Genomic DNA, 17,408 nt, shown 5'->3' on the forward strand with positions numbered 1-17,408 from the left:
TTAGGTAGCAACCCTAACGACTGATATAAAGAAGTCTTTATGTGGCTTGATTGATATAAAGACTTCTTTATATGGTGCCTTCATGACCCTGCTCGACACTCTTCGTGCCCTGGCCGATCCCACGCGATTGCGGATCATGCGGCTGCTGGCCAGCATGGAGCTGGCCGTGGGGGAACTGGCGCAAGTGCTGGGGCAAAGCCAGCCGCGCGTTTCGCGCCATGTGAAGATCCTGTGCGATGCCGGGCTGGCCGAACGCCGCCGCGAAGGCGGATGGGTGTTCCTGCGCGCCGCGATCGGCAGTGATGCCGATACCGGGGGCGAGAGCGCCGCGATCGGGGCGGTGGTGGCCCGCCTGCTGGCCGTGGCGGAAGAGACGGATGCCGGGTTCGGCCTGCGCTGTTCGGAGGATCGCCAGCATCTCGATGCGGTGCGCGCCCTGCGCGAGACGCATGCCGCCGATTACTTCGCGCGCCATGCCGAGCAATGGGACCACCTGCGCAGCCTGCACATCGCCGACGGCCCGGTGGAAGCCGCGCTGGTAGAGATGCTTGGGCAGGGTGCGGAATCCCCGGCACTGGGCCGCGTGCTGGACGTGGGCACCGGCACCGGGCGCATGGCCGAACTGTTCGCGGCGCGGGCCGACCGTGTGGTGGCGCTCGACAAGAGCCCGGAAATGCTGCGCGTCGCCCGCACCCGGCTTCAGCATCTGCCCGCCGGCCGGGTCGAACTGGTGCAGGGCGATTTCGCGCAACTGCCGTTCGCGCCGGGCAGCTTCGATACGGTGCTGTTCCACCAGGTGCTGCACTATGCGATCGCGCCCGAAGCGGTGCTGGCCGAAGCCGCGCGGGTCACCGCGCCGGGCGGCCGTGTCGCCATCGTCGATTTCGCCGCGCACGACCGCGAGGAACTGCGCACCGCGCACGCTCATGCGCGTCTTGGCTTTTCAGACGCCCAGGTGGAAAAGCTCCTGCTCGATGCTGGGTTCAAACCCGATGGCGAACGTGCGCTGCCGGGGCACGAACTGATCGTAAAGGTCTGGACCGGCGTCCGCAGCGCGCACGTCCAAGCTGCTCCGGCCGGCAACGTCACCCCTATCCAGCCCGAACATGCCCACACCGGGCGGAAGGCCACGTCATGACCACGTCCTACGATCAGCTGCGCGAAGCGCGCACCGCTCTCGATACGCCTTTGTTCGCCGGGCTTCCCGGCGACATTCGCGTGAGCTTCGAATTCTTCCCGCCCAAGACCGACGCGCTGATGACGCAGCTTTGGGATGTGGTAACCACGCTGGCGCCGCTGGAGCCGCAGTTCGTTTCGGTGACTTACGGCGCGGGCGGCTCCACGCGCGATCGCACCCACGGCACCGTCGCGCGGATCATTTCCGAAGCGCGCCTGCCGGCCGCCGCGCACCTGACTTGCGTGGACGCCAGCAAGGCGGAAATCCGCGAGGTGGCGGAAGGGTACTGGGAAGCCGGCGTGCGGCATATCGTAGCGCTGCGTGGCGACATGGGCGCACCGGGCGTGCCGTTCACCCCGCACCCCGAAGGCTATGCCAACGCGGCGGAACTCGTCGCCGGGCTGAAGGCGATCGCGCCGTTCGAGATTTCGGTCGCGGCCTATCCGGAAAGCCACCCGGATTCGCCCAGCGTCCAGGCGGATATCGACAACCTCAAGCGCAAGCTCGATGCCGGCGCCACGCGTGCGATCAGCCAGTTCTTCTTCGAACCCGAAACGTTCTTCCGCTTCCGCGACAAGCTGGCGGCGGCGGGGATCGATGCGCCGGTGCTGCCGGGTATCCTGCCCGTGTCCAACGTGGCGCAGACGCGCAAGTTTGCGGCGGCCTGCGGCGCGGCGATCCCGGCGTGGATGGATGGCCTGTTCGAAGGGCTGGACACGCATCCCGCCTCGCGCCAGCTCGTCGCCGCGACGATCGCCGCCGAGTTCTGCCGCCGCCTCTATGCCGGCGGCGTGCGCGATTTCCACTTCTACACGCTCAACCGGGCCGAACTGAGCTACGCGATCTGCCACCTGCTTGGTCTGCGTCCCGGCCGTCCCGCACTGGAAAAGGCCGCATGACTCTCACCCCATCCTCCGCCCGCGCCGCGCTGCTCGATCAGGCGCGCCAGCGCATTCTCATCACCGATGGCGCCTTCGGCACCGAGATCCAGCGCTGGAAGCTGTCCGAGGAGGACTATGCCGGCACGCTGGGGCTGGCGAAGGACCAGAAGGGCAACAACGACATCCTCGCGCTGACCAAGCCCGAAGTGCCCGAATCGATCCACCGCGCCTATTTTACGGCCGGGGCGGACATCGCCGAAACCAACACGTTCTCGGCCAATCGCATCAGCCAGGCGGACTATGCCGCCGAGCATATGGTGCGCGAGATCAACCTCGAATCCGCGAAGCTCGCCCGGCGGATCGCCGACGAGTTCGCCGCCAAAGATGGCCGCCCGCGCTTCGTCGCCGGCGCGATCGGGCCGACCAACAAGACCCTGTCGCTCTCGCCCGACGTCAACGACCCCGGCTTCCGCGAGATCGACTGGGATTTCCTGGTCGATGTCTATGCCGAACAGATCGCCGCGCTGGTCGAAGGGGGGGCGGACTTCATCCTGATCGAGACGGTGTTCGATACGCTGAACGCTAAGGCCGGGGTGATGGCGGTGCGCAAGGTCGAGGCGGCGCTGGGGCGCGAAATCCCGATCATGCTGTCGATGACGCTGACCGACCTTTCGGGCCGCAACCTTTCGGGCCACACGGTCGAGGCGTTCTGGTACGCGGTGCGCCACGCGCGGCCGGTCACGATCGGCCTCAACTGCTCGTTCGGCGCCACCCAGCTGCGCCCGCACGTGAAGGCGCTGTCGGAAATCGCCGACACGCTGATCATGGTCTATCCCAACGCCGGCCTGCCCAACGAACTGGGCGAATACGACGAGATGCCGCTGACCACCGCCGGCCTCGTCCGGGAATGGGCCGACCATGGCCAGGTCAACATCCTCGGCGGCTGCTGCGGGTCCACGCCCGATCACATCGCGGCGATGGCCCAGACGGTTGCCGGGCTTGCCCCGCGCGCCTTGCCCCATCCCGATCAGGTCACGCGCCTGGCCGGGCTGGAACCGTTCGTGATGGCGGCGTGAACCAGTTCCCCTCCCGCCAGCGGGAGGGGGCAGGGGTGGGCAGCGCAACGGCGCCCGCTCCAAGAGAAAAGAACCCACCCCCGGCCCCTCCCGCAAGCGGGAGGGGGGAGCATCAGATGACCACCCAAGCCTCTTCCCGTTTCGTCAACGTCGGCGAACGCACCAACGTTACCGGTTCCGCCGCGTTCAAGAAGCTGATCCTCGCGGGGGACTACGCGAAGGCGGTCGAGGTCGCGCGCCAGCAGGTCGAGAACGGCGCGCAGGTGATCGACGTCAACATGGACGAGGGCCTGCTCGACGCGGTCGAGGCGATGACCACGTTCCTGAAGCTGATCGCTGCCGAACCCGACATCGCGCGCGTGCCGGTGATGATCGACAGCTCGAAGTGGGAGGTGATCGAGGCGGGCCTCAAGTGTGTCTCCGGCAAGCCGATCGTCAATTCGATTTCGATGAAGGAAGGCGAGGAAGCCTTCCTCGATCACGCGCGCAAATGCATGGACTATGGCGCGGCCGTGGTCGTGATGGCCTTCGATGAAAAGGGTCAGGCCGACACCAAGGAGCGCAAGGTCGAAATCTGCAGCCGCGCCTACACGCTGCTGACGGGCATCGGCTTCCCGCCCGAAGACATCGTGTTCGATCCCAACGTCTTCGCCGTTGCCACCGGCATCGAGGAGCACGACCGCTACGCGCTCGATTTCATCGAGGCCACGCGCGAGATCAAGGCGGCCTGCCCGCACGTCCACATTTCCGGCGGCCTGTCCAACCTCTCGTTCTCGTTCCGCGGCAACGAGACGGTGCGGCGCGCCATGCATTCGGTGTTCCTCTACCACGCCATCCCGGCGGGCATGGACATGGCGATCGTCAACGCCGGCCAGCTCGACATCTACGACCAGATCGATCCCGTGCTGCGCGAAGCCTGCGAGGACGTATTGCTGATGCGCCGGGCAGACGCCACCGAACGGCTGATAGACCTGGCGGAAAGCTACAAGGGCCAGGACAAGGCGGCCGAGAAGGCGGCCGAGGAATGGCGCGGCTGGGATGTCGTGCGCCGGCTGGAACACGCGCTGGTCAAGGGTATAGACGCCCATATCGTCGACGATACCGAGGAAGCGCGCCAGCAGATCGCCGCCCGCAACGGCCGCCCGATCGAAGTGATCGAAGGCCCGCTGATGGAAGGCATGAACACCGTTGGCGACCTGTTCGGATCGGGCAAGATGTTCCTGCCGCAGGTGGTCAAGTCCGCGCGCGTGATGAAGAAGGCGGTGGCGCACCTGATCCCGTTCATCGAGGCGGAGAAGGACGCCGGCTCCAAGGCCAAGGGCCGCATCGTGATGGCCACGGTGAAGGGCGATGTACACGATATCGGCAAAAACATCGTCGGCGTCGTGCTGCAGTGCAACGGCTACGAGGTGATCGACCTGGGCGTGATGGTGCCGTGGGCGACGATCCTGCAGGCCGCCAACGAGAACGAGGCCGACATCATCGGCCTCTCGGGCCTCATCACCCCCTCGCTCGACGAGATGGTGACCGTGGCCGAGGAAATGCAGCGCGCCGGCATGACCATCCCGCTGCTGATCGGCGGGGCCACCACCAGCAAGGTCCACACCGCGCTGCGCATCGACCCGGCCTATGACGGCCCCGTGGTCCACGTGCTCGACGCCAGCCGCGCGGTCGGGGTCGCCAGCCAGTTGCTGTCGGATACGCAGCACGATGGCTTCGTGAAGGCGACCGCCGCCGATTACCAGCACGTGCGCGATGCCCGCGCGGGCAAGGGCGCATCGAAGCTGCTGCCGCTGGCCGATGCGCGCGACAACGCCTTCGCGCCCGATTTCTCGGAAAAGGCGCCGCCGCCCGAACAGCCCGGCCTGCACGTCTTCCCGGAATGGGATCTCGCCGATCTGGTCGACTGTTTCGACTGGACGCCGTTCTTCCGCGCCTGGGAACTGGCTGGCACCTATCCCGCGATCCTCGACGACGCGGTGGTGGGCGAAAGCGCGCGCAACCTCTACGCCGATGCCCGCGCGATGCTCGAAACCATCGTCGCCGAAAAGTGGCTGACGGCCAAGGCTGTCGCCGGGTTCTGGCCCTGCGCCCGCCACGGCGACGACGTGGTGCTGCATCCCGATGACGACGAACGGTCGGTGCGCCTGCCGTTCCTGCGCCAGCAATTCATCAAGAGCCGCGGGCCAAATGGAACGGGGAGGGCCAATTTCTGCCTGGCCGATTTCATCGATCCGGCGGGGGACTGGATCGGCGGCTTCGCCGTCGGCATCCACGGCATCGAACCGCATCTGGAGCGGTTCAAGGCCGCGCACGACGACTATTCGGACATCCTGCTGAAAGCGCTGGCCGATCGCTTCGCCGAAGCCTTCGCCGAACGCCTGCACCAGTACGTGCGCACGACGCTGTGGGCCTATGCGCCGGGCGAACAGCTGACCAACGAGGCGCTGATCCGCGAGCAGTACCGCGGCATCCGTCCCGCGCCCGGCTATCCGGCCTGCCCGGATCACAGCCTGAAGCCGATCCTGTTCGATCTGCTGGGCGCGCAAGAGAACGCCGGGATCGTGCTGACGGAGAGCCAGGCGATGCTGCCCACGGCGGCGGTTTCGGGCTTCTATTTCGCCCACCCGGAAAGCCAGTACTTCGGCGTTGCTACCATCGGGCGCGACCAGCTTGAGGACTACGCCGGCCGGCGCGGGATGGACCTGGCCGCGGCGGAGCGCTGGCTGCGGCCGAATCTGGACTAGGAGTCCGTCAATCGGGGCGATCTGGCGCTACATCGCGCAGCATCCGGACAGGGTGTGAAACGCGGTGAAATGTAGCGAAAAATATTAGAATTCCGCCATTTCGGTCCGTCCTTGCGAGAGCAAGGAGAATAGCCATGTCGATCGGTTCCATTACATCGGCCGTCACGTCGGCCGCCTCGTCCGGCAGCACGCTGGCCAGCCTGTTGCAGACGAGCGGTCTGTCCGCCGACAAGATCAAGATCGTCGAAGGTGATCTCGCCGACACCCGGCAATCGCTGGCGTCGAGCATGTCGGCCAGCGTTTCGGGCACGGTCGACAGCACCGCGTTCCGCGCCGCGATCGATGCGAAGATCGCCGACGATGTCGCTTCGGGCAAGTTGACCGCGAAGGATGCCGAGGCGGTCGGCAAGGCGCTCGATCAGATCGAGGGAACCGCCTCCGGCGCAAGCGCTTCCACCGACGCCAGTGGAGCAGCCTCGGTCGCGGCAGCGGCGGCCGGTTCGGCGCGGCCGGCCGGTGGTCATGGTGGGGGCGGTGGGGGCGACACCAAGACCGAAGTCTCGCGCGTGGAAACGGTCGCCGGCGGGATCATGACCACGGTCATCACCTATAGCGACGGCAGCACCGAAACGCAGACCAGCGTGACCACGGAACCCGATACCGGTTCGACAAATGCCACGTCGGGCACCAAGACGGGCAAGAGCGACGAGCAGAAGGCGCAGGACTACCTCGCGTCGCTCCAGCCGGGCACGCTGTTCAACGTGATGGCCTGATGGCCTGATGCCCGGGGCCGGGGCCGGGACTCAGCGCGGTGTCAGGACGGTATCGCGCGCGGCATCGTCGGTCTGCGGATAATCCAGGTTGTAGTGCAGGCCCCGGCTTTCGTGCCGGGCGCGGGCCGACTGGACGATCAGGTCGGCGCTCTGCAGCAGGTTGCGCAGTTCGATCAGGTCGGTCGAGACGCGGAAGTGGCCGTAGTAGTCGTTGACCTCGCCCTCCAGCATCTTGATCCGGTGCGCGGCGCGTTCCAGCCGCTTGTCGGTGCGCACGATGCCCACATAGTTCCACATGAAGCGGCGGATCTCGGTCCAGTTCTGCTTGATCACGACTTCCTCGTCGGAATCGGTCACGCGGCTTTCGTCCCACGGGCGCACCGCGGGTGGGGCGTCGAAGCTGTCCCACCGCGCGAGGATGTCGCGCGCGGCGGCATCGCCGAACACGAAGCATTCGAGCAGCGAATTGGAGGCGAGGCGGTTGGCACCGTGCAGCCCGCTTTCGGTGCATTCGCCCGCCGCGTAGAGACCGGGCAGGTCGGTACGGCCGGCCAGGTCGATCAGGATGCCGCCGCAGGTATAGTGCTGCGCGGGCACAACCGGGATCGGCTGCTTGGTCATGTCGATGCCGAGGCCGAGCAGCTTCTCGTAGATGTTGGGAAAGTGGCTGCGCACGAAGCCGGCCGGCATGTGGCTGATGTCGAGATGCACGAAATCGAGGCCGAAGCGCTTGATCTCGGAATCGATCGCGCGCGCCACGATATCGCGCGGGGCGAGTTCGAGCCGTTCGGCGTCGTAAAATTCCATGAAACGCTTGCCGGTGCGCGGATTGATCAGCCGCCCGCCCTCGCCACGCACCGCCTCGGTAATCAGGAAGTTCTTGACCTCCAGATGATAGAGGCAGGTGGGGTGAAACTGCATCATCTCCATGTTGGAGACGCGCGCGCCGGCGCGCCAGGCCATGGCGATGCCGTCGCCGGTCGCGCCGCGCGGGGCGGTGGAGAACTGATAGACGCGGCCGGCGCCGCCGGTGGCGAGGATCGTGGCGCGCGCGGTGTGCGCTTCCACCGTGCCGCTGGCCTCGTCGAGCGCATAGACTCCCCAGACCCGGCCTGATCCGGAATAGCGCGCTTGCTCGTGCCGCCCCGTGATCAGATCGATACAGGCCCGTCCCGGCAGCAGAGTGATGTTGGGGTGTTCGCGCGCCGCCTGCAGCAGCGCCTTCTGCACCGCCGCGCCCGTGGCATCGTCGACGTGGACGATACGCCGGTGCGAATGCCCGCCCTCGCGCGTCAGGTGCAGCGCACCGGCCTCGGCATTGAAGGGCACGCCCAGATCGACCAGCCGGCGGATGGCCTCGGGCGCGTGCTCGATCACGAATTCGACCGTCTCGTGCCGGTTCAGCCCGGACCCGGCGATCATCGTGTCGCGGATGTGGTCCTCGAAGGTATCGCCTTCGTCGAGCACGGCGGCGATGCCGCCCTGCGCCCAGGCGGTCGACCCACCATCGAGCGCGCCCTTGGCCAGCACGAGGACGCGGCACTTTTCCGCCAGCACCAGCGCGGCGGTTAGCCCGGCCGCGCCGGAACCGATGATCAGGACGTCGTGGCTCACTGCCTGCTGCCTTCCGTCATGGCCCGCGCCATGCCCTGTTCTGCGCGATCCGTGGCCGCTGCACGCCGCCCGCGGGTCTGCAAGGATTCTGTCACGCGCGCGCTTTGCCGCGCGCGAAGCCGTTTGAAAAGCGCGAACTGGCGGGCGCGGCGGGGCAGGGAGGGCCGCGTTTGTTCAATTTCGCAAGTGCAAAATCCGGGATGGCTTCGCTTGCGGGCGTTCAGGCAGCCTGCGCGGGTTCGCTGGTGAGCGAGACGAACACGTCCTCGAGATCGGCTTCGCGCGTGGAGACGTCGACGATTGCGTAGCCCTGTCCCTGCACCAGGGCGAGCACTTCGCCGGCATTCATCTGGTCCTTGTCGTACGTGACCTCGACTTGTCGTTCACCCGAAATCACGCTCTTGCGGAAGGCCGGATGCTGCGGTGCGGCGGGAACGTCCCGGTCGAGCGTCAGCACCACGATCTTCTCGCGTGCCATGTCGACCAGTTCGCGCGTGGGCTTGTTGGCGATGAGCTGGCCGTGGTTGATGATGGCGATGCGCTCGCACAGTTCCTCGGCCTCTTCGAGATAGTGCGTGGTCAGGACGACGGTAACGCCTTCTTCCTTGTTGAGGTGCGAGACCAGTTCCCAGAGCTGGCGGCGCAGTTCCACGTCCACGCCGGCGGTCGGCTCGTCGAGCACGATGATCGGCGGATTGTGGACCAAGGCCTTGGCGATAAGCAGGCGGCGCTTCATCCCCCCCGAAAGCGTGCGGGCATAGGCCTTGGCCTTGTCTTCCAGATGCACCGCGCGCAGCAGGTCCATCGACCGGCGCAGCGCCTTGGGCACGCCATAGAGCCCGGCCTGATTCTCCAGCACCTCGATCGGGGTGAAAAACGGGTCGAACACGATTTCCTGCGGCACGATGCCGATCGATGCCTTGGCGTTGCGCCGGTCGCGATCGATGTCGTGGCCCCAGATCTCGACGCTGCCCGAGGTCTTCATCACCAGCCCGGCAAGCGTGTTGATCAGCGTGGACTTGCCCGCGCCGTTGGGGCCGAGCAGGCCGAAGATCTGGCCCTGCGGCACGTCGAAGCTCACGCCCTGCAGGGCCAGCTTGCCCGGAGCCTTGCCTGAGGCGGCGTATTGCTTGACGAGGTCGCGGATGCGGATCGCGGGCGGAACCGTGGGTGTGGAATCCATAGGCTATGCTATTTAGGCACGAACCGCGCCGGGTAAAGGGCCAATGCACCGCGACCCCGGACCAAAGGATGACCCGCCCTTGTCCACGCACGCTCTGGAATCGCCGCCGCTTCCCCGCTATAGCGCGGCCATGAGCAAGGCCCCCGAAACCGTTTTCACTACGTCCCACCGCGTCAGCTGCGACGGTGCGGGCGACATTCGCGGCGGCGCCGCGTTCAAGCCCTCGGCGCTCGGCCATCCGCGCGTGTGGCTGGAAATCGACGAGCGCGGCTATGTCGATTGCGGTTATTGCGACAAGCGCTTCGTGCTGAAGGGCGGCCCGGCGGATACTGCTAGCTCTGACGCCGCGCAGGCGGCCTGATCTTTCCCGAGTAGCGCGGGCGCGTTTCGCCTCCTATATCGGGAGTCGATGACCGATTTTTCCGACACCCGCTCGCTCCTTTACCGTTCCGGCGCGCTGACGCCCGATGATGCCCTGCGCCTGACGCGCGATGCGCTGGCCGCGTGTGACGATGGGGAACTCTATCTCCAGTTCATCGCCAGCGAGAGCTTCGGCTTCGATGACGGGCGGCTGAAAACGGCCGATTATTCGCGCGATGCGGGCTTCGGCCTGCGCGGCGTTTCGGGCGAGATGACGGGTTTTGCCCACGCCAACGAAATTTCCGCCGCCGCCATTGCGCGCGCGGGCGAGACGCTGAAGCTGCTCGATCCGGCGAAGGGCAGCGCCGCCGCGCCGCCGCGCAGCAGCAACCGCCACCTCTACACCGACGCTTCGCCGCTCGATGCCGTGCCGTTCGAGGCCAAGGTGCGGCTGCTCGAACAGATCGATGCCGCGGCCCGCGCCCGCGATCCGCGCGTGGCGCAGGTTTCGGCTTCGCTCGCCGGAAGCTGGTCGGTGGTGGAGATCGTCCGCGCGGATGGTTTCGTCGCGCATGACGTACGGCCGCTGGTGCGGCTCAACGTCTCGATCGTGGCCGAGCAGGACGGGCGGCGCGAAACCGGCAGCTTCGGCATCGGCGGCCGGCGGCTCTACGACGACCTGTTCGCGCCCGAGACGTGGAACCGCGCGATCGACAGCGCGCTGGCGCAGGCGCTGACCAACCTCGAATCGGTCGCCGCGCCGGCGGGTGAAATGACCGTGCTGCTCGGCCCCGGCTGGCCCGGCGTGCTGCTGCACGAAGCGGTGGGCCACGGCCTCGAAGGCGATTTCAACCGCAAGGGCACCAGCGCCTTTTCCGGCCGGATCGGCCAGCGCGTGGCCGCGCCCGGCGTGACGGTGATCGACGATGGCACGCTGCTGGGCGTGGGCGGCGCCGGCCGGCGCGGCTCGCTCAGCATCGATGACGAAGGCACGCCCACGCAGGAAAACGTGCTGATCGAGGACGGCATCCTCAAGGGCTATATCCAGGACCGGCTCAACGCCCGGCTGATGGGCGTGGCCCCCACCGGCAACGGCCGCCGCGAATCCTATGCCCACGCGCCGATGCCGCGCATGACCAACACCTTCATGCGCAGCGGCAACGACGATCCCGCCGAACTGCTGTCACGCGTGAAGAACGGGATTTTCGCCAAGAGCTTTGGTGGCGGGCAGGTCGATATCACCAGCGGCAAGTTCGTGTTTTCCTGCACCGAGGCCTATCGCATCGAGAACGGCAGGCTGGGCGCGCCGATCAAGGGCGCCACGCTGATCGGCGATGGCCCCACCTGCCTGACCAAGGTTGTCGGCATCGGCAACGATCTGGCGCTCGACGAGGGCGTGGGCGTGTGCGGCAAGGGCGGGCAGAGCGTGCCGGCCGGCGTCGGTCAGCCGACGCTGCTGGTCGAAGGCCTGACCGTGGGCGGCACGGGCTGACGCGGGGAGCGGCGATGGCGATTGGCGACGCGATAACCGGCGGCTGCGCCTGCGGCGCGGTGCGCTGGCGGGTGGTTGACCGAGGCTTCCGCCCCTATGCCTGCCATTGCAAGGGCTGCCAGACGCGGCAGGGCAGCGCCTTTGCGCTGAACCAGCAGGTGCTGGTGGCTGACCTGGTGACCGAAGGCGCGCCGATCGAGGGCACCTGCACGGGCAGTCACGGCGCGACGGTGACGCACGTCGCGTGCCCTTCCTGCATGACCCGGGTCTATACGATAAACCACGAACGGCCCGAGATCGCCACGATCCGCACCGGCACCCGCGATGACAGCCCGGACCTTGTGCCCGCGTTCCACGTGTGGACATCGCGCAAGCAGCCGTGGATCGCGCTGCCGGACGACGTGCCGCAACTGGAAACCCAGCCCGCGACGCGCGACGAATGGATGGCATTGGTCTTGCCCGCCTGAACGCTGCGCCGGTCAGCGCCTGTTCAGGGGAATTGTGCCATCGATCAAAGATCGATTTTTCCGGGAAAAGGACGTGCAAGCCATGAACAGAATTGCGCGCAGGACGGGTTTCGCTCTGGCCGCAGCAGCGATGGTGCTTACCGCTGCGGCGGCCGATGCCGCCAAGCCGAAACTGACGCCCGAACAGCAGCTTGCCAAGGCTCTGGAAGGACGCGTGGCGGGCGCGCCGGTGGACTGCATCTACATGCCGACTGTCCGTTCGACCCAGATCTACGACAAGATCGCGATCGTCTATGACGCGGGCGGCACGCTCTATGTCCAGAAGCCGCGCGTGGGCGCCGAATCGCTCGACAACGACGACGTGCTCGTCACCCGGCTGACCAGTTCGCAGCTGTGCAGCATCGACACGGTGCATCTCGTCGACCGCACCAGTCACTTCCAGCGCGGCTTCGTGGGCCTGGACAAGTTCGTGCCTTACACCAAGCCGCCCAAGGTCGCCGCCGCGGGCAACTGATCGCGAACCGGCAAGGCTGGAAAGGCGTGGCTCCTGCCTCTATGGCCGGGGCATGGCCACACATTCCCTGACCGTCCGCCTTGCCACGCCTGCCGATGCCGCCGTGCTGGCCGATCTCGGCTGTCGCGCCTTCGTGGCCAAGTTCGGGCATCTCTATCGCCCCGAAGACCTCGCCGCATTCCTCGATGGCAGCCACACCGAGCAGAAGCTTCATGCCGAACTGACCGATCCGGGCATGGTGACAGCGGTGGTGGAGGACGGGGCTGGGCGGCTGCTCGCGTTCTGCAAGCTGCTGCTGGAAAGTAGCCTGCCGCGCGTGACCGATGCGGCCCGTCCGCTGGAATTGAAGCAGCTTTACGGCGATCCTGACGTGCTGGGGCAAGGCCTTGGCGCGCGGCTGATGGACTGGGCGCTGGACGAGGCGCGCAGGCGCCGCGCGGACGAGGTGCAGCTTTCGGTGTGGAGCGAAAACCCCGGCGCGCAGCGGTTCTACGGGCGCTACGGCTTCGTCAAGGTGGGCGAGGTGGACTTCATGGTGGGCGAACAGCGCGACGAGGACTGGCTGTTCGCGCTGAAGCTGTAGGGTTCACACCTCACTTTCATCACCCATTTCGTGACTGGGCCACATGCGGGCTTTTGCGCACGCGCGGGCGGCGGTATAGGGCGCGCATGTCTTCCGTACGTCCATGGCGCGATATCGCGCGTCGCAAGAGCCGCCAGATCATGGTCGGCACGGTCCCCGTCGGTGGCGATGCGCCGATCACGGTCCAGACCATGACCAACACGCTGACCTCCGACCCGGTGGCGACGATCAACCAGATTCGCCGTTGCGAGGATGCCGGCGCGGACCTGATCCGCGTGTCGTGCCCCGATGTGGAAAGCACCGCCGCGCTCGGCAAGATCGTGAAGGCGGCGCGCATCCCGATCATCGCGGACATCCATTTCCACTACAAGCGCGCGCTGGAAGCGGCCGACGCGGGCGCGGCGTGCCTGCGCATAAACCCCGGCAACATCGGTTCGTCCGAACGCGTGGCCGAAGTGGTGCGCGCGGCGAAGGCCAACGGCTGCGCCATCCGCATCGGCGTGAATGCGGGCAGCCTGGAGAAGGACCTGCTCGAAAAGTACGGCGAACCCTGCCCCGAAGCGCTGGTCGAATCCGCGCTGGACCATATCAAGTTGCTGCAGGACCACGATTTCCACGAATACAAGGTGGCGGTGAAGGCCAGCGACGTGTTTCTGGCCGTGGCCGCCTACATGGGGCTGGCCGAAGCGGTCGATTGCCCGCTGCACCTGGGCATCACCGAGGCGGGCGGGCTGATCGGCGGCACGGTCAAGTCCTCGATCGGCATCGGCAATCTGCTGTGGGCCGGGATCGGCGACACCCTGCGTGTCTCGCTTTCGGCCGAACCGGAAGAGGAAGTGCGCGTCGGCTTCGAAATCCTGAAATCGCTTGGCCTGCGCACGCGCGGCGTCCGCGTCGTCTCGTGTCCTTCGTGCGCGCGGCAGGGCTTTGACGTGATCCGCACCGTGGAAGCACTGGAAGCGCGGCTTTCACACATCAAGACGCCGCTTTCGCTCTCGGTGCTGGGCTGCGTGGTCAACGGCCCCGGCGAGGCGCGCGAGACCGATATCGGCCTGACCGGTGGCGGTAACGGCAAGCACATGGTCTATCTTTCGGGCGTGACCGACCACCATGTGCAGAGCGAGGATATGCTCGATCACATCGTGGCGCTGGTGGAAGCCAAGGCGGCGGAAATCGAGGCCGCGAACGACAAGGTCAGCGAAGCGGCGGAGTAATATCCGCCGTCCGGGGTGGCCTGTTTCCCGGGGGCCGGTTTCCCAATCGTCAACCTCTTGCGGTTAGACCGGCGGGCGATGAATCGCCTGCTGGCTCTTGTTGTCGGGATGACCGCGCTGCTGCTGATGCTGGCGCAGGGCGGCGGCGTGTTCAATCTGGCCGGGCCGGAAAGCGGTGCGACGGATGCGGCTTCGGTGACGGTCGCCGATCTGGATGCCGCGCGCGATGCGGATGGCCCGGATCGCGGCAATCCGCTCCAAAGCGCCGTGCGCGGCGGATCGACCGGCTCGCCGTGGACGGGCGCGAGATCGGCGGGGTCGAGGCGGTGGTGGTGCGCGATCTTTCGGTCAACCTGCTGGGGCAGTCGGCGCTGAAGCGGCTGGGCAAGGTGACGCTGGAAGGCGACCGGCTGGTGATTTCGGCAAGTTGACTTCTCTTGGCTGACTTGCGCTCACGGCGTGCGCTCCGCTAACCGCGCGGGCATGAGCATTTCCATCCGGCCTGCGACGCCCGAAGACCTGCCGCTGATCGGCGCCTTCATCCGCGAACTGGCGGAATACGAGAAACTGGCGCACGAGGTGCGCTTCGACGAGGCGGTGCTGGGCGCCAAGCTGTTCGGTCCGCGCCCCTATGCCGAAGTGGTGATCGGCGAAGTGGATGGCGCGGCACAGGGTTTCGCGCTGTTTTTCCATAACTTCTCAACCTTCGAGGGCCGGCCGGGCGTCTATCTGGAAGACCTGTTCGTGCGGCCCGCCGCGCGCGGGGCGGGGCTGGGCAAGGCGTTGCTGGCGCACCTCGCCGCGTTGGCGATCGAGCGCGACTGCGCCCGTCTGGAATGGTGGGTTCTCGACTGGAACGAACCGGCCATCGGGTTCTACAAGGCGCTGGGCGCGCGGCCGATGGACGAATGGACCGTCATGCGCGTGGATGGAGAAGCGCTTGCGCGACTCGGGGCAAAGGCGTCAGATTCCTGACACGGGGACACGATTCGCGCCGTTAAGCTTAGGGCAGGGCGCGATGTGGCAGGGTAGTGGTATGAAGACTCGTGGGAACGAAGCCGGAATCGACCGGCGCGCGGTGCTGAAAGGCGTGGGTCTGGCGGCCGTGTCCGCGGTCGCGCCGGCGAAGGTTTTCGCGCAGCCCTATTCGCCAACCGAGCAGCACCGCCGCATCCTGGACGTGGCGAAGGAGCAGATGGAGCGCGTGCGCGCGCAGCTGTGGCGGACCGACGTGGTGGGCGTGGCCGATTTCGCGCTGCCGTCCTCGCTGCCGCGCCTGCATTTCGCCGATCTCGAAAAGGGCGAGGTGCGCTCGTTCCTGGTCGCCCACGGCAAGGGATCGGACCCGGAGCACGACGGCTTCCTCAAGCGCTTTTCCAACGAGCCGAACAGCCTCGCCACCTCGCGCGGGGCGTTCATCACCTACGAATGGTACAAGGGCAAGTACGGCACCTCGATCCGGCTGGGCGGGGTGGACCCGGACAACACCAACGCGCTCGACCGGGCGATCGTGATGCACCCGGCGTGGTACGCCAATACCGACATGCTGGCGAAATGGGGCAAGCTCGGCCGCAGCGACGGTTGCTTCGCGATGGGCGAAGCGGACTTCAACGAGGCGCTGTGGCACCTCTCCGGCGGCCGCCTGCTCTATGCGGACCGGCTGGGGATCGGATAGAACCCCGCGGGATCGCGCCTTGCGGTGCCGATGCCTTACAGCGGATTATCGAGCTTGATCACGGCCTCGTTGCTCTTGCGCTGGCTGGTGTGGAGCTGGCGCGGCTGGGCGAAGCTGGCGATGACTGGGGCATCGCGGCCATAGAGGTCGGAAAAGCTGCGCATCAGCCCGTTCACGTCGCGCGCGACGGTGAAATAGGTGATGTAGACCGGGAAGGTCTTGGTCATCGGCACCTTGGTGTACTTGCCGGAGAGCGTGTATTCGACACCCTGGTCCGGCGTGATGTCCGCGCCGAGAATGGCCATCGTCATCGCCAGTTCGCTGGCGCGTTCGGCGCGGATGCAGCCGTGCGACAACGCGCGGCTGGGCAGGTTGAACAGCGCGCGGTTGGGCGTATCGTGGATATAGATCGCATGTTCGTTGGGCATGTCGAGCTTCATCAGGCCCAGCGAATTGTTCGCCCCGGGCTGCTGCACCACGGTGATCGTGCCATCGGCGGATTTGCTGACGGCATAGCCCTGACGGCGGGCGGAGGCCGGGTTGCCGATCAGCCTGGCGCCCAGCCCTTCACCTTTCACGATCGACTGCGGCACCGTCCACGTCGGGTTGAACACCACGTTGCGGACCTGTTCGGCCAGCTGCGGCGTGGCGGTCTTGCCCGGCTTGCCGACGATGGCGCGATAGCTGCGGATGACCTTGTTGTTCACCGTCAGCCGCAGTTCCTGTTCGGGCACGTTGATGATCAGGTATTGCAGGCCCAGATCGTGCGCCAGCCAGCGCCAACGGTCCATGTTGGCGCGGATCATCGCGATCTGCGTGGGGTCCTTGGCCTTGGCCAGCATGGACTTGAGTTCGGCGTAATCCGGGTGTGTGGGGTTGAGCGAAGCGAGCACCCCCGGCACGTCGTGCTTTTCCATCGCTTCGGCCAGCAGCGCCGACGACGGGCGCACGTCCTGGTCGGGGTCGACCGCGAACCACTGGATGCGCGCGGTCATCGGGGTGCGGCCATCGCGCAGGTCTTCGGCCAGCCAGACGAACAGGCGGCTGGCGAGCGCGTTGAGATCGGGCCCCGGCCCCTTGGCGATGGCGGCGGCAAGCGCGGTTGGCTCGTAATCGCGGGAAAATAGCCCTTCGGCCCCGATGCCGCGGATCGCGGCGAGCAGCGCCTGCGCGTCGGCAACGGACCATTCCGCCAGCGGCGGCGGCAGCGGCGCCGGCGTGGGCTGAACGACGGGAGCCGCCGGCGCGGTTGCCGGCGCGGATGGCGAAGCGGCGGGCGCGGGCGCGGGATTCGGTGTGGATGTCGCGCTGGGCCGGGGCGCGGGAGCCTGCGCGGTCAGGTCGACAGGGCCGTTCTGCGCGGCGGAGGCCACGCCGGCTTGCGCCAGCAGCGCGACCGCCAGCGTTCCGGAAATCATCGTTCGAGCCATCGGCCGACCCTTTGCACGCATTCTGTACAAGCCCCTGTCTTTCGTCGGGTGATGCCGCCGCCGGGATGCCGACGTGGCCTTGGATGTTTCATGCACCGCACTTGGCCCTTCCATCAAGCCCGGCGTCTGACCATAGCCTGAATCATTCACCTGCCGCTTGGTTCCGGAAACGCTGGCCGTCGGGCAGGCGACCGAATGGCGTTTCCATTCGGCGCCGGAATC

Annotated in this window: 18 protein-coding genes; 14 read left to right on the plus strand and 4 right to left on the minus strand. The window is 66.8% G+C overall.

Annotation, left to right across the window (positions count from 1 at the left end; translation table 11 throughout):
- Positions 1–82: 82 nt before the first annotated feature.
- From EH199_RS05060 to EH199_RS05080, 5 genes are all read left to right on the plus strand, one after another.
- Complete coding sequence (locus EH199_RS05060; protein WP_124808180.1) at positions 83–1,138, plus strand: metalloregulator ArsR/SmtB family transcription factor; 1,056 nt, start codon at positions 83–85, stop codon at positions 1,136–1,138.
- Positions 1,135–2,076 (plus strand): methylenetetrahydrofolate reductase [NAD(P)H], encoded by a 942-nt coding sequence (gene metF / locus EH199_RS05065; RefSeq protein WP_124808181.1) that lies wholly within the window; start codon positions 1,135–1,137, stop codon positions 2,074–2,076. Before EH199_RS05060 ends, metF begins: the two co-directional genes overlap by 4 nt.
- A complete protein-coding gene (locus EH199_RS05070) occupies positions 2,073–3,134 on the plus strand; it encodes a homocysteine S-methyltransferase family protein (RefSeq protein ID WP_124808182.1) in 1,062 nt (353 codons plus the stop codon). Before metF ends, EH199_RS05070 begins: the two co-directional genes overlap by 4 nt.
- A gap of 116 nt (positions 3,135–3,250) precedes the next feature.
- A complete protein-coding gene (gene metH, locus EH199_RS05075) occupies positions 3,251–5,881 on the plus strand; it encodes a methionine synthase (RefSeq protein ID WP_124808183.1) in 2,631 nt (876 codons plus the stop codon).
- A gap of 134 nt (positions 5,882–6,015) precedes the next feature.
- Positions 6,016–6,654 (plus strand): hypothetical protein, encoded by a 639-nt coding sequence (locus EH199_RS05080; protein WP_124808184.1) that lies wholly within the window; start codon positions 6,016–6,018, stop codon positions 6,652–6,654.
- 30 nt (positions 6,655–6,684) lie between these two features.
- On the opposite strand, the gene nadB is transcribed toward EH199_RS05080, so the two are convergent.
- Both nadB and EH199_RS05090 read right to left on the minus strand, forming a co-directional pair.
- On the minus strand, positions 6,685–8,268 hold the full coding sequence (gene nadB, locus EH199_RS05085; RefSeq protein WP_124808185.1) for an L-aspartate oxidase: 1,584 nt from the start codon (positions 8,266–8,268) through the stop codon (positions 6,685–6,687).
- 220 nt (positions 8,269–8,488) lie between these two features.
- Positions 8,489–9,451 carry an ABC transporter ATP-binding protein gene (locus EH199_RS05090; RefSeq protein ID WP_124808186.1) on the minus strand — a complete coding sequence of 321 codons (963 nt, stop codon included), beginning with the start codon at positions 9,449–9,451 and terminating at the stop codon, positions 8,489–8,491.
- Between the two features lie 130 nt (positions 9,452–9,581).
- On the opposite strand from EH199_RS05090, the gene EH199_RS05095 reads away from it, so the two are divergent.
- The 6 genes from EH199_RS05095 (at position 9,582) to ispG (ending at position 14,081) form a co-directional block, all read left to right on the plus strand.
- A complete protein-coding gene (locus EH199_RS05095) occupies positions 9,582–9,812 on the plus strand; it encodes a zinc-finger domain-containing protein (RefSeq protein WP_124808246.1) in 231 nt (76 codons plus the stop codon).
- Between the two features lie 48 nt (positions 9,813–9,860).
- Positions 9,861–11,303 carry a metalloprotease TldD gene (gene tldD / locus EH199_RS05100; RefSeq protein ID WP_124808187.1) on the plus strand — a complete coding sequence of 481 codons (1,443 nt, stop codon included), beginning with the start codon at positions 9,861–9,863 and terminating at the stop codon, positions 11,301–11,303.
- A 14-nt stretch (positions 11,304–11,317) separates the two neighbouring features.
- Positions 11,318–11,770 (plus strand): GFA family protein, encoded by a 453-nt coding sequence (locus EH199_RS05105; RefSeq protein ID WP_124808188.1) that lies wholly within the window; start codon positions 11,318–11,320, stop codon positions 11,768–11,770.
- A gap of 82 nt (positions 11,771–11,852) precedes the next feature.
- Positions 11,853–12,284, plus strand: coding sequence for a hypothetical protein (locus EH199_RS05110; RefSeq protein ID WP_124808189.1), 432 nt, complete (start codon positions 11,853–11,855; stop codon positions 12,282–12,284).
- A 52-nt stretch (positions 12,285–12,336) separates the two neighbouring features.
- Complete coding sequence (locus EH199_RS05115; protein ID WP_223806476.1) at positions 12,337–12,867, plus strand: GNAT family N-acetyltransferase; 531 nt, start codon at positions 12,337–12,339, stop codon at positions 12,865–12,867.
- 86 nt (positions 12,868–12,953) lie between these two features.
- A complete protein-coding gene (gene ispG, locus EH199_RS05120; protein ID WP_124808190.1) occupies positions 12,954–14,081 on the plus strand; it encodes a flavodoxin-dependent (E)-4-hydroxy-3-methylbut-2-enyl-diphosphate synthase in 1,128 nt (375 codons plus the stop codon).
- Positions 14,082–14,144: 63 nt separating this feature from the next.
- Here ispG and EH199_RS05125 read toward each other — a convergent pair whose 3' ends face one another.
- A complete protein-coding gene (locus EH199_RS05125) occupies positions 14,145–14,342 on the minus strand; it encodes a hypothetical protein (protein ID WP_124808191.1) in 198 nt (65 codons plus the stop codon).
- Positions 14,343–14,374: 32 nt separating this feature from the next.
- Between EH199_RS05125 and EH199_RS24340 the strand changes: the two genes are divergently transcribed.
- The 3 genes from EH199_RS24340 to EH199_RS05135 all read left to right on the plus strand — a co-directional run bounded on the left by EH199_RS24340 (position 14,375) and on the right by EH199_RS05135 (position 15,756).
- A complete protein-coding gene (locus EH199_RS24340; protein ID WP_190287136.1) occupies positions 14,375–14,512 on the plus strand; it encodes a hypothetical protein in 138 nt (45 codons plus the stop codon).
- Between the two features lie 52 nt (positions 14,513–14,564).
- A complete protein-coding gene (locus EH199_RS05130; RefSeq protein ID WP_124808192.1) occupies positions 14,565–15,056 on the plus strand; it encodes a GNAT family N-acetyltransferase in 492 nt (163 codons plus the stop codon).
- Between the two features lie 61 nt (positions 15,057–15,117).
- On the plus strand, positions 15,118–15,756 hold the full coding sequence (locus EH199_RS05135) for a murein L,D-transpeptidase catalytic domain-containing protein (protein WP_124808193.1): 639 nt from the start codon (positions 15,118–15,120) through the stop codon (positions 15,754–15,756).
- 35 nt (positions 15,757–15,791) lie between these two features.
- Here EH199_RS05135 and EH199_RS05140 read toward each other — a convergent pair whose 3' ends face one another.
- The gene (locus EH199_RS05140; protein ID WP_124808194.1) at positions 15,792–17,186 is read right to left on the minus strand and encodes a L,D-transpeptidase family protein; all 1,395 of its coding nucleotides are present in this window, start codon (positions 17,184–17,186) and stop codon (positions 15,792–15,794) included.
- Positions 17,187–17,408: the final 222 nt, after the last annotated feature.

This window comes from Novosphingobium sp. LASN5T (assembly GCF_003856955.1).
Classification (GTDB): Bacteria; Pseudomonadota; Alphaproteobacteria; order Sphingomonadales; family Sphingomonadaceae; genus Novosphingobium.

Excerpts from the sequence above, each read along its gene's own strand:
- EH199_RS05060 (WP_124808180.1), top strand. The coding sequence starts at position 83 with ATGACCCTGCTCGACACTCTTCGTGCCCTGGCCGATCCCACGCGATTG.
- metF (WP_124808181.1), top strand. The coding sequence starts at position 1,135 with ATGACCACGTCCTACGATCAGCTGCGCGAAGCGCGCACCGCTCTCGAT.
- EH199_RS05070 (WP_124808182.1), top strand. The coding sequence starts at position 2,073 with ATGACTCTCACCCCATCCTCCGCCCGCGCCGCGCTGCTCGATCAGGCG.
- metH (WP_124808183.1), top strand. The coding sequence starts at position 3,251 with ATGACCACCCAAGCCTCTTCCCGTTTCGTCAACGTCGGCGAACGCACC.
- EH199_RS05080 (WP_124808184.1), top strand. The coding sequence starts at position 6,016 with ATGTCGATCGGTTCCATTACATCGGCCGTCACGTCGGCCGCCTCGTCC.
- EH199_RS05090 (WP_124808186.1), bottom strand. The coding sequence starts at position 9,451 with ATGGATTCCACACCCACGGTTCCGCCCGCGATCCGCATCCGCGACCTC.
- EH199_RS05095 (WP_124808246.1), top strand. The coding sequence starts at position 9,582 with ATGAGCAAGGCCCCCGAAACCGTTTTCACTACGTCCCACCGCGTCAGC.
- tldD (WP_124808187.1), top strand. The coding sequence starts at position 9,861 with ATGACCGATTTTTCCGACACCCGCTCGCTCCTTTACCGTTCCGGCGCG.
- EH199_RS05105 (WP_124808188.1), top strand. The coding sequence starts at position 11,318 with ATGGCGATTGGCGACGCGATAACCGGCGGCTGCGCCTGCGGCGCGGTG.
- EH199_RS05110 (WP_124808189.1), top strand. The coding sequence starts at position 11,853 with ATGAACAGAATTGCGCGCAGGACGGGTTTCGCTCTGGCCGCAGCAGCG.
- EH199_RS05115 (WP_223806476.1), top strand. The coding sequence starts at position 12,337 with ATGGCCACACATTCCCTGACCGTCCGCCTTGCCACGCCTGCCGATGCC.
- ispG (WP_124808190.1), top strand. The coding sequence starts at position 12,954 with ATGTCTTCCGTACGTCCATGGCGCGATATCGCGCGTCGCAAGAGCCGC.
- EH199_RS05130 (WP_124808192.1), top strand. The coding sequence starts at position 14,565 with ATGAGCATTTCCATCCGGCCTGCGACGCCCGAAGACCTGCCGCTGATC.
- EH199_RS05135 (WP_124808193.1), top strand. The coding sequence starts at position 15,118 with ATGAAGACTCGTGGGAACGAAGCCGGAATCGACCGGCGCGCGGTGCTG.
- EH199_RS05140 (WP_124808194.1), bottom strand. The coding sequence starts at position 17,186 with ATGGCTCGAACGATGATTTCCGGAACGCTGGCGGTCGCGCTGCTGGCG.